Origin of the sequence: Actinokineospora bangkokensis, from assembly GCF_001940455.1 — a bacterium.
Taxonomy (GTDB): domain Bacteria; phylum Actinomycetota; class Actinomycetes; order Mycobacteriales; family Pseudonocardiaceae; genus Actinokineospora; species Actinokineospora bangkokensis.
The window spans coordinates 74,559-85,035 of sequence record NZ_MKQR01000023.1 but is presented as its reverse complement, the minus strand read 5'-3'; the positions used below and the strand labels follow the sequence as shown (position 1 = coordinate 85,035).

9 protein-coding genes and 1 tRNA gene are annotated in these 10,477 nt (G+C 71.7%); 6 read left to right on the top strand and 4 right to left on the bottom strand.

The features are described 5' to 3' along the window. Positions 1-82: 82 nt before the first annotated feature. Positions 83-173, bottom strand: a tRNA-Ser gene (locus BJP25_RS21775). A gap of 457 nt (positions 174-630) precedes the next feature. Here BJP25_RS21775 and BJP25_RS21770 point away from each other — a divergent pair. The 6 genes from BJP25_RS21770 (at position 631) to BJP25_RS36480 (ending at position 7,304) form a co-directional block, all read left to right on the top strand. Beyond that, positions 631-2,058 (top strand): protein kinase family protein, encoded by a 1,428-nt coding sequence (locus BJP25_RS21770; protein ID WP_158075703.1) that lies wholly within the window; start codon positions 631-633, stop codon positions 2,056-2,058. Continuing rightward, the gene (locus BJP25_RS21765; RefSeq protein ID WP_075976852.1) at positions 2,055-3,512 is read left to right on the top strand and encodes a DUF4407 domain-containing protein; all 1,458 of its coding nucleotides are present in this window, start codon (positions 2,055-2,057) and stop codon (positions 3,510-3,512) included. Before BJP25_RS21770 ends, BJP25_RS21765 begins: the two co-directional genes overlap by 4 nt. A gap of 34 nt (positions 3,513-3,546) precedes the next feature. Further along, positions 3,547-4,287 carry a vWA domain-containing protein gene (locus BJP25_RS21760; RefSeq protein ID WP_075976851.1) on the top strand — a complete coding sequence of 247 codons (741 nt, stop codon included), beginning with the start codon at positions 3,547-3,549 and terminating at the stop codon, positions 4,285-4,287. Positions 4,288-4,418: 131 nt separating this feature from the next. Further along, positions 4,419-5,654: a protein phosphatase 2C domain-containing protein gene (locus tag BJP25_RS21755; protein ID WP_158075702.1), complete on the top strand. Its 1,236-nt coding sequence runs from the start codon at positions 4,419-4,421 to the stop codon at positions 5,652-5,654. Beyond that, a complete protein-coding gene (locus tag BJP25_RS21750) occupies positions 5,651-6,628 on the top strand; it encodes a hypothetical protein (RefSeq protein WP_143219245.1) in 978 nt (325 codons plus the stop codon). Before BJP25_RS21755 ends, BJP25_RS21750 begins: the two co-directional genes overlap by 4 nt. Beyond that, the gene (locus BJP25_RS36480) at positions 6,615-7,304 is read left to right on the top strand and encodes a protein DA1 (protein WP_084794335.1); all 690 of its coding nucleotides are present in this window, start codon (positions 6,615-6,617) and stop codon (positions 7,302-7,304) included. Before BJP25_RS21750 ends, BJP25_RS36480 begins: the two co-directional genes overlap by 14 nt. 91 nt (positions 7,305-7,395) lie before the next feature. Here BJP25_RS36480 and BJP25_RS35750 read toward each other — a convergent pair whose 3' ends face one another. From BJP25_RS35750 to BJP25_RS21735, 3 genes are all read right to left on the bottom strand, one after another. Continuing rightward, positions 7,396-8,535 (bottom strand): DUF2786 domain-containing protein, encoded by a 1,140-nt coding sequence (locus BJP25_RS35750; protein WP_158075700.1) that lies wholly within the window; start codon positions 8,533-8,535, stop codon positions 7,396-7,398. 178 nt (positions 8,536-8,713) lie between these two features. Next, positions 8,714-8,872, bottom strand: a complete 159-nt coding sequence (locus BJP25_RS35085; RefSeq protein ID WP_198943576.1) for a hypothetical protein — start codon at positions 8,870-8,872, stop codon at positions 8,714-8,716. Positions 8,873-8,911: 39 nt separating this feature from the next. Beyond that, on the bottom strand, positions 8,912-10,327 hold the full coding sequence (locus BJP25_RS21735; RefSeq protein ID WP_075976846.1) for an aminopeptidase P family protein: 1,416 nt from the start codon (positions 10,325-10,327) through the stop codon (positions 8,912-8,914). Positions 10,328-10,477: the final 150 nt, after the last annotated feature.

Genomic DNA, 10,477 nt, shown 5'->3' with positions numbered 1-10,477 from the left:
CACCACCCCCACCCGTTCCCCACCCCACCCCCCAACGCCACGACGCCGGCCACCCAAGGGGCGACCGGCGTCGTGGTGCTGCTGGCGGAGGATGCGGGATTTGAACCCGCGAGGGGCTATCAACCCCAACACGATTTCCAATCGTGCGCACTAGGCCACTATGCGAATCCTCCGCCGAAGACTCTACCGGAGGTCGTCAGGCCCGACAGAGGGGGGTGCCGCACCACCCGCGAGCGCCTCGCGCCTGCTTGCCCCAGTGAGCCGCACCCACAGCAATCCGGGCGGCGGCCCACCCGGATGAGCCGCTCCCGAGGGTGGTTGATCCTCGGGACGATCGACCGAGGGCAGGAACCGAGCTGCTCTGGAGCGGTGCGGACGGTCGCCTCGAACGCGAGCAGTCGCACCGGCCGACCCGGCGGCGCATCGGCGAGCGCGCACGGTGCGTGATCAGCCGGTCGCCCCGCCCGACTGGACATAAACAAGTCAATTCGCAGCCGTTTCCGCAGGTCGCGTACGCCGCACGGCACATTCGCAATAGTCTGCGCCTGCGATCGGTAACGGGCGGTCCTCCTGGTCGATATGACCGGCGTGACGAGCCCGGCGCCCGGGTTGCGGAAGGGATGGTCCTCGGTGTCCACACCGTCAGGGTCCGACGCGGTCGCCATCGACCTCGCCGAACTGGGGCAACTCGGTCCTCAAGTGGGACGAGGTGGTCAGGCGACCGTCCACGAGGCACCGGACGCCCGCCTGCCCGACGCGCCAGGGGCTTTGGTGTACAAGCGCTACAAGACACCGCCCGTGCAACCCGCGATGCTGCGGGAGGTCGTCGCCCTCCGGTCCCGGTTGGACCAGGCGGATCGGGAGTTCCTGGACGAGCGGACCACGTGGCCGCTGCGGGTGGTGCACAGCGGTGGCTCCGTCGTCGGGATCCTCATGCGCCGGATCCCCGAACCGTTCGGCGACCGGACCATTTCCGCGGGCACCAGGACGTTGGCGTGGGAACTGCGCGAAGTCTCATTCCTGTTCATTGATCCGACACGCCTGACCGGGGCGAAGCTCAACCGGAAGCCGCCGACGAGGGAACAGCGGTTGGCGGTTTGCCGCGAATTCGCGGAACTGCTGGATTTCTTCCACACCCGTTTGCAGGTGGTGTTCGGTGACATCAACGCACGCAATGAGCTGTACCGGCTCGACGGGCCACCTTCGGTCATGTTCATCGACTGCGACGGTGTGCGCCCCGTCGGCGCGGTGGCGGATGACCAGTTGAACGCGCCGGACTGGGAGCCCCCCAGGGGCACGCAGCTCGGGTTGCTCAGCGACCGGTACAAGTTCGGCCTGTTCGTGCTGCGCGCGCTCAACCCCGGAGAGCAGGTTTCCACCAAGCGGGACCCCCGCGGCGCGGCAGGCCACCTCGACGCCGAGGGCTACGCACTGCTGTGCAGGGCCCTCGACGAAGACCCCGGGCACCAGGACCGACCCACGGCGCACGACTGGTGGCGGTACTTCAGCAGGCTGCTCGGCGAACCCGTGGACCCGCCGGAGCTGACCGAGCTCCGGCTGGACCGCGGCTTCGTGGTGCAGGGCCAGCCGGTCCAGCTGCACTGGCGGGCGGAGAACGCCAAGATCCTCGACGTCGTGGTCGGCGGCAAGATCACCTCGTTCGACGCCACCGCGGGCAGTGGCACCGTGCCCCTCTGGCTGGACCGCAGCGCGCACCGCGTCGACGTGCTGGCGATCAACCGGCTCGGCGAGTCGAGCGGGTCCGTCGGCCCGGTCGCCGTGATACCACCGCCCACCATCGACCACCTGCCAGTCGCGCTCCCCGAGGTCCCGCAGGTGGCGGGACCACCCGTTGAGCTGCCGGTGCCGACCTTCACCCCGTTGCCCGACCTGCGCCTCCCCGCTGTACCGGGCACGAGCGGACCGCTGGGCACGCCCAAGCCGTTCAGCTGGCCCGCGCTGCCGCCCACCTCGTTCCCCTACGACCTGACCGACCTGCTCCTCGGCGGACCGGCGCCGCACGACGAGCTGTTCGCCCGACCAGAGGAAAAGTCATGAGGCTGCGCCGCACGCTCGCCATCCTGGCGGGTGCCCGCCGGGAGATCCTGGACAAGGCCCCCGGCGACACGACCAAGCACGCCGTGATGGGCGGGGTGCTGCTGAGCACCGCGGGCCTCGCGGGTGTGTCGGCGTTCTTCGCGCTGTCGAGCACCCTCGGGCTGACCTGGTGGGCGGCGCTGATCTGCGCCGCCGTCTGGTTCGTGATCATCTTGAACCTGGACCGGATGCTGGTCGTGACGCTGAACACGGTCTCCGGGGTCAAGGCGGTGGCGGTCACGCTGCCGCGGATCGCCATGGCCGCGGTCATCGGTGCCGTCGTGGCCACCCCGCTGACGCTGCAGATCTTCCACCAGGAGATCGATTCCGAGCTGCAGACCATGCACGCCGAGGCGATCACGCGGAACCAGGCCGTGCTCGACGAGGCCTACAAGCAGATCGGCGCCCTGCAGCAGCGGGAGAAGGAGTTGGAGGACGCGATCGCAGGGCGCGCCGCCGATCCCGTTTCCGCCGACCCGGACGTCAAGGCGGCGCAGACCGCCTATGACTCCGCTGAGACCGCGTACGTGGAAGCGGAGCGACGCGCCCAGTGCGAGCTCGACGGCACCTGCGGAACCGGGCGCGCGGGGGTGGGGACCGCCTACCAGGAGGCCAGGGCGACCGCCGATCGCGCCAAGCAGGTCCGCGACGACGCCAAGCGCAAGCTGGACGACGCGACGCGAGCCGCGGCGGCCCGCAGCGAGAAGAGCGCAGGCGCCGCTGCCGCCGACGCCCAGACCAAGATCGACGGGGTGCGGAACGACCTGGCCGTCGCCCAGGAGAACAAGCGGCGCGCCGAGCAGGAGTCGCACGACGCGGCACAGGGCAGCACCGGCCTGCTGGCCAGGCTGGAGGCGCTGGACAGGATCACCGCCGGGCACGCGACCGCGCAGACCGCCCAGTGGGCGCTGACCCTGCTGTTCTTCCTGATCGAGGTGCTCCCGGTCCTGAGCAAGCTGCTGACCATGTTCGGGAACCGGACGCTCTACGACAAGGTCCTCGCGCGCCACGACGACGCCCTCGACGTGGCCGACTCCAAGGCGGTCGCCGGGCAGTCGCAGCTGGCTCAGCAGCAGGTCGACGCCCAGGTGCGGGCTGGGCAGGACGCCATCGACGAACTGGTCAAGCGGCAGGGCGAGATCTCCGCCAACGCCATCCGGGTGTGGGCCGAGGTGGCCCGGTTGCGCGCCGACGAGCAGCTCCACGCGTGGTACCAGCAGCACGTCGGCCCGCTCGCCGCCCACCACGCGAGCACCACGCAGTTCGGACCTGGCGCCGGCGGGCCGGGTGCCGCCTCCGCGGCTGCGCACGCCCACCCCACGCCCGCCACGGCGACGACCATGCCCATCCCGCACCTCCTCGCCAACGGGGCGCACCGCGTCAACGGCTCTGGTCCACAGCACCACACCACCTGATCGACCACCCGAACCCACCGAAAGGGCTCATGCCATGGACACCAGCGAGCGGGGCAAGCTGCTCCCCTTCTACGTCGTGGTCGACGTGTCCTACTCCATGTCCGGCACCAAGCTGGCCAGCGCGAACCAGATCATGCCGAGAGTGCTGGACGCTGTCGCCAAAGCACCCATCCTCTCCGACAAGGTCCGCTTCGCTGTGATCGACTTCGCGGACGACGCCCTGGTCCGGCTGCCGCTGTGCGACATCCTCGACGACGACGTGCAGCTCCCCTCGCTGAGCACCCGCGGCGGCACCAGCTTCAGCGCGGCGTTCCGGCTCCTGCGCACCGAGATCGAGGCGAACGTCAAGCAGCTCAAGGCCGACGGCTTCCTCGTGCACCGGCCTGCGGTGTTCTTCATCAGCGACGGCGAACCGACCGATCCGGAGGGGACGTGGCGGGCGGCGTTCCACGACCTCACCCACTTCGACAAGGCCGCCAAGGAGGGGTTCTCGATGTACCCCAACTTCGTCCCGTTCGGCGTGGACGACGCCGACCCGAAGGTGCTGCAGCAGCTGATCCACCCCACCGGGGGGAACAAGCCCATGCGGATGTTCGTGCAGAGCAAGGACGCCGACCCCGCGGCGGCGATCGCCGCCATGGCCGAGGTGCTGATCTCCAGCGTGCTGGCATCGGGGGAGAGCATGGCGCAGGGCAACTCCGGGATCATCCTGCCCGCGGACGACGACTTGCCCCCAGGGCTGTCCTCCTACACCTCTGACGACGACTTCGTGTGATGGGCGGTACCGGAACTGAGAGCGCCGCCCAGGAGGACGAGCCGCAGGCGCACCGGCAGTCGTCGTTCAGCCCAGAGGTGACCTGGCCCAGTGGCAAGGGTGGAGGGATTCCCCAGGAGGGGTTGCCCGGGTTGGAGTTCACGCCACCGCAAGGCACCCATGTGCCGGGTCGCACCGCGAGCACCGCCTGGGAACCTCCAACAGACAACGGACACCTGTGGGGGGACCTCGGGATCCAGGAGCAGGTCCGACAGCCCCATCAGCCGCCCGACGGCGGGTCGGAGAGCCCGGACCGCACGGCCGCGTTCGGCCTTCCTGCCGCCGGGCAGGACTTCGGTCCGGCAGGCGGAGACGAACACGCGCCGCGCGCCGGCGCCAAGCAGCAAGAGACCCCCGACGAGCAGCAGCAGGCGGTCGAGGAGAGTCCGCGGGGACGGCAGGCGCACGCACCTCACGCCATGGAGCTGGCCATCGTGGGGGGCTTCGAGCCGTACTCCGTCGGAGACCCGGGGCGGGCAGCGAGCATGGTGGTCCCGCTGCCGGACACGGAGAACTGGCACCGGCGTGATTCGGTCTTCGACGGATTCACCCTCCACCTGCCGCAGGAACGCCCGGCGGCCGTCGTCCGGGCCGCCAGCATCCGCGGTCTCGCGCACCGGGCATCCGGCAAACCGCGGCAGGACGAGTACGCCTACCAGCTCTCGCAGGACGGCCGCTTCCTGGTGCTGTGCGTCGCCGACGGCATCTCATCGGGTGCGCGGTCCCACCAAGCCGCGGAGGTCGCCGCTCGGACGGGGGTGGCGCTGGTGGCGAAAGAGCTCACGAGCACCCCGCCGGACTCCCTCGATTGGGACCACCTCGTGCGGGAGGTGGCCGGGCACATCGTGAAGTTCGCCCGCACCCGCTTGCCTGGCGGGGAGGAGCTGACCCCGGAGCAGGTCGTGTCGGTGATGGGCACCACCGCCACGTACGCCGTGCTCGACCTCCTGTCCCTGGAGGTCGACGCGGTCATGGTCGGGGACACCTCGATCTGGGTGCTGACGCGCGACCAGTGGGTTCCCCTGACCGCTGTGAAGAACGCGGACTCCGATATCGCCACCTCGGCTGTCGAGGCGCTGCCCGTGGTGACCGCGCGCGGACGCACTCCGCTGCGCAGCAGGTTGCGGCCGGGCGAGGCACTGGTGCTCATGTCCGACGGCGTGGGTGACCCGCTCGGCCGCGGTACGGGCGCGGTGGGCAGGTTCCTGGCGGGTGCGTGGCAGAACCCCCCGCACGAGATCGACTTCGCCGCCCAAGTGGCGTTCAGCAAGCGCTCGTTCGACGACGACCGCACCGTGGTGGCCGTCTGGCCGGTAGCCCCGTCATGACCGGGCTGTCGGTCCCGCGCGCGGCGCTGGGTCCGCCAGGTCCACAACTCGGTGCGGGTGGGCAGGCCAAGGTGTACCTCGTACCGGGGTTCAGCCTTCCGGACGTCGACGGTCCGGTGGTTTTCAAGCACTACCGGACCGGCCACCGACCTCCCGGTGGTCTGAGCGCGCTCGTGCTCCGCAGGCTGAAGATGGACCAGCGTGCGCGAACCCGCTTGGATGCCCGGACGGCGTGGCCGGTGCGCACCGTCGAGGAGGGTGATGAGGTCTGCGGGGTGCTGATGCCGCTCATCCCGGGAGATTTCTTCCGCACCAGGAGCCTGCCCAGCGGGGAGGAGGACCGGTCGTTGTGCGAGTGGCAGCACCTGTTCGTCGACCCCGCGCGCAGCAAGCGGTTCGGCATGCCCACCCCGAACCTGAGGACAAGGGTCCTGCTCTGCCGGGACTTCGCCAGCGCACTGCACCTTCTGCACACCAACGGTTTCGTGGTGGGCGACATCAACGCGAAGAACGCGGTGTTCCGGCTCAACGCCCGCCCCTCGGTGATGCTCGTGGACTGCGACGCCATCCGGGTCAAGGGAAGCGCGGCGGTGGTCGCGCAGCTCAACGCCCCTGACTGGGACCCACCCGAGCGCAGTCTCAGCCAGACGACGGACCTCTACAAGCTGGGTCTGCTCATCCTGCGCACCCTCTGCCCGGGCAACGGGGCGTCGCTCTACCGGAACCCGGTACGCGTTCGCGCGGTCCTGGACGCCCGAGGGCTGGACCTGCTGACCCGGGCGCTCGGCACCAAACCCCATCTCCGCCCCACCGCCCAGGAGTGGGGGCACTACTTGGATGAGGTGCTCGGCACCGGCGTGCAGGCTCCCCGGGCGCCTTCCGCCCCGGACCCGGTGATCACCTCCACATCGGGCTGGGCACGGGATCCGGTGACCAAGCGCTGGGTGCAGCTGGGGCCCGATGCGACGCGTTAGGTGCACCTGGTGCGGGCACCCGCCTCGAACGTCCTATGAGATCTCCCTGCAAGGCGAGTTCACCTGCGTCGATCACGGCGCACCCTCGCGCTGCACGCTCTGCCACCGCCCTTGTCCGCCGCACGTCCGGTGGCACCGGCTTGCCGATGGCGCTCGTCGGTGCCCCACGTGCTCAGCCGACGCGGTCGACACGCAGGAACAGGCCAGGCGCCACATCCCGGTTTTGCGCGCGGACATGGCCGCTCTCGGCATCACCCTGACCCGTCGGGTCAGGGTGACCCTGGTGGACACCATCGAGCACGGCGCGGGCTCGGCCACGCTCGGCCTGACGCACCACATCGAGAACACGACGGACGTGCTGGGTATCGATGTCCTCGGCGGCCTCACCGGAACCCACTTCGGTCGAGTCCTGGCGCACGAGATCGGTCACGCGTGGCTGGTGCAGCAGGGGGCGCCGGTGCGTGATCTCGTCCTGGTCGAGGGCACCTGCGAGCTCTTCGCCGCCGCCTGGCTCAAGAAGCAGCGCACACCCCTCGCGACGGCGCTTCGAACAGCCATGGCCACCAATCAGCACCCGACCTACGGAACCGGGTATCGGCTGGTCCGCGGGGCTGTCGCACAGCACGGCATCCGCGCGGTTCTGGCTGAGCTGTGCGCGACTGGCGTCCTCCCTTGAAGCCTCTACCGGTAGCACTAAGACGCTGTGGGTCCACCCAGGTTTGTGTTGCATTCCTCGTGGCTCGGCAAGCGTGTTGCTGACCTGGGTGTCAGCCTGCGACGCGGGGGTGGGGTGGGAGGAGGTCGGCGTGGGTGGCGGCGTGGGTGCCGTCGGTCCAGCCGGTGGGGTTGGAGATGGTGGGGCGGCGGGTGTGGAGGTGGGGGAACATGGCGGCGAACTTGATGTCGACGGCGTGCTGGCGGGCGGTGAGGAGGGGGACGAGGCGGGTGTCGCCGGAGGTGGCGTCGGTGGTGGCGGTGGTGAGGCGGGTCTGGATGCGGTGGGCGTAGCCGGTGAGGAAGGCGTGGCGGTAGGAGCGGGTGCGGCCTTGGCTGCGGGCCAGGGCGGTGGTGGCCTGGCGCTGGAGGGACTGGGCCAGGACCGAGACGATCTCCAGGTCGGTGTCGTGGCCGACGACGGCGACGCAGCCCAGGGTGGCGTAGAAGACCGAGCGGCAGCGGTTGGCGCCCGCGACCGCGTCGACCAGGGCGGCCTTGGGGCCCTGGTAGGGGGCGGTGAGCCAGAGCCTGCGGGCCGAGGCCTCGGGCGGGGGCGCGGTGGCGTCGACGACGGCCTGCTCGAAGGCGTGGCGGGCCATCAGCTCCTGGGCCTTGGCCGACAGCGCCTCCGCCTCGTCCGGGTAGGGCGTGGACTCCGCCTTGGCGAGCAGGGCGCGGACGCGGGCCAGGACCCGGCGGTCGACGCCTGCTGAGCGCTCGTGGGCCACCGCCGTGCCCGGGCGCGGGACCAGGTGCGGCAGTTGGGGCAGGGTCATCAGCGCGGCCAGCAGCTCCACGGCCAAGCCCAGCTCGGTGGGGCCGAACTCGCCGGGCTCGCGACCGGCGACCTCCAGCTCCGCCAGCTGGGCCCGCCAGGTGGGGTGCAGGGCCGCGGCGGCGTGCCGGGTGCTCTCCTCGGCGATGGCGTCGAGCAGCAGGCCGCGCACGGGGCGCGGGGCCACGGCGACCACGTCGGCGGGCAGCCAGCCGCGCGACCAGAGCAGGTCGAGGGCGTGGACCAGGGCCATCATCGCCGCCGCGCCCGCGGCGGCCGGGCCGCGGGCGGTGACGTCGCGGACACATGCCGGGACCGCGCGCCGGTCGCCGCCCGCGAGCACGGCGGCGGCCTCGGTGAGCCGGGCCGCCAGCACCGCCACCGAGCCCCGGGTCTCTCGATCATATGTTCGCATGGGGGCCATCTTGCCGGGGTCCACCGACAATTTCACGGCTTGGAGGGAGGCGGGGTGGCGGTGTTGGTGTTTCCGCTGGTGGACGGGAGTGTGTTGGTGGCGCCGGGGGTGAGTTCGCCCAGGCGCGCGAAGGCCGCTCCCACCTGCGGGTGCGGGTGGGAGCGGCCGGTGGTGCCGCTCAGCCCTCGGCGTCGGGCTTGGCGTGGTCGGGCCTGCCCGGGTTGGGGTCGCGGGACAGGTCGATCAGCGGGTGGACGGCGTCGCCGTCCTTAGCCGCGTGCCTGCCGGTGGGGGCCTCGGGCCCGGTGTCGGTGTGCTCGTCGCGCTCTGCGCCCACGGCTGCCTCCTTCGCACTCCCTTGTGGACTCCTCGGAGGCTACCCCCGGTGGGACCGCACCCACTCGGCGAGCGCGTCGGCGGTGGTGGGGAGAGCGGCGGAGATCACCTCGTGGCCGTCCGGGGTGACGACCAGGTCGTCCTCGATGCGGACGCCGATGCCGCGCAGCTCCGGGGGGACGGTGAGGTCATTGGGGTGGAAGTAGAGGCCAGGTTCGACGGTCAGCGCCATGCCGACCTCCAGGGTGCCCTCGTTGTAGGCCGAGGCGCGGGCGTTGGCGCAGTCGTGGACGTCGAGGCCGAGCAGGTGGCCGACGCCGCAGCAGATGTAGCGGCGGTGGTGCTGGCCGTCGGGGTCGAGGGCCTTGTCCACCGAGGCGGGCAGCAGGCCCCAGTTGTGCAGGCCCTCGGCCAGCACGCGCATGGCGGCGGTGTGGAAGGCGCTGTAGTCCGCGCCCGGGCGGACCTCCGCCATGGCGGCCAGGTGGGCGTCGTGCACCAGGTCGTACACGCGGCGCTGGGCGGGGGAGAACTCGCCGGACACCGGGAAGGTGCGGGTGACGTCGGCGGTGTAGAGGGTGCGCAGCTCCACGCCCGCGTCGAGCAGCAGCAGGGCGTCGTCGGGGACGGGGCCGTCGCAGCGGGTCCAGTGCAGGATCGGCGCGTGCGGGCCCGCGGCCACGATGGACTGGTAGCCGGGGCCGTTGCCCTCGGTGCGGGCGCGGCGGTCGAAGGTGCCCTGCAACCAGCGCTCGCCGCCCGCGCGGACGGCTTGGTCGAGCTCGCGGGCGACGTCGGCGAAGCCGAGCACGGTGGCGTCGACGGCGGCGCGCAGCTGCGCGACCTCCCAGTCGTCCTTGACCCGGCGCAACTCCGAGAGCACCGTGCGCAGCTCGGCGCTGTGCGCGCCGACCTGGGCGTCGAGGTACGGGTCGAGGCCCTTGGTGGCCAGCACGGCGGGCAGCTGGCCGCGCAGCGAGCGGGGCAGCTCCTCCAGCGGGCGGCAGGCGACGCCCAGCGCCTCGGACCACTCGGCCAGCCCCGGCACGGCGCCGATCCACAGCTCGCCGTCGCGGGCGCTGGCGAAGAAGTCGGCTTCCGCCGGGCCCGCGGGCTCGCGCAGGTGCAGCACCGCGTCGTGGCCGCCCGCGCGCGGGGTCATGACGAGCACGGCGCCCTCGGCGTAGCAGCCGGTGAGCCAGGCGAAGTCGGAGTCGGCGCGGAACTCGTAGTCGGTGTCGTTGGCGCGCACCGGCGCCAGCCCGGCGGCCACGGCGATCCGCTGCCCGGGGAAGGCCTCCGAGAGCCTGGCGCGGTGCGCGGCGGCGGCCTCGGCGGCACCGGGGACCTCGGGCACGCGGCGGTCGGCCGGGCCCCAGTCGTCGCGCACGAACTCGCGGAACCCCTGTGCCTGCACCAACCTCGACGGGTCGCGTCGAGCAGGGCGGTCGATCATCCAGCACCCCTTCACGTCCGTTGTGGCGCGTCGCCCCACCCTACGGGCGGGGACCGACAGCGGGCGCCCGCGCGGGCCGGCGTCAGCAACGGGCGCCGCGGGCCCGGACGCGGCGAGAGCCGGTCACCCGCGTGGGGTGACCGGCTCTCG

Coding starts and splice junctions, on each gene's coding strand:
- BJP25_RS21765 (WP_075976852.1), top strand. CDS start 2,055: ATGAGGCTGCGCCGCACGCTCGCCATCCTGGCGGGTGCCCGCCGGGAG.
- BJP25_RS21760 (WP_075976851.1), top strand. CDS start 3,547: ATGGACACCAGCGAGCGGGGCAAGCTGCTCCCCTTCTACGTCGTGGTC.
- BJP25_RS21750 (WP_143219245.1), top strand. CDS start 5,651: ATGACCGGGCTGTCGGTCCCGCGCGCGGCGCTGGGTCCGCCAGGTCCA.
- BJP25_RS36480 (WP_084794335.1), top strand. CDS start 6,615: ATGCGACGCGTTAGGTGCACCTGGTGCGGGCACCCGCCTCGAACGTCC.
- BJP25_RS35750 (WP_158075700.1), bottom strand. CDS start 8,535: ATGCGAACATATGATCGAGAGACCCGGGGCTCGGTGGCGGTGCTGGCG.
- BJP25_RS21735 (WP_075976846.1), bottom strand. CDS start 10,327: ATGATCGACCGCCCTGCTCGACGCGACCCGTCGAGGTTGGTGCAGGCA.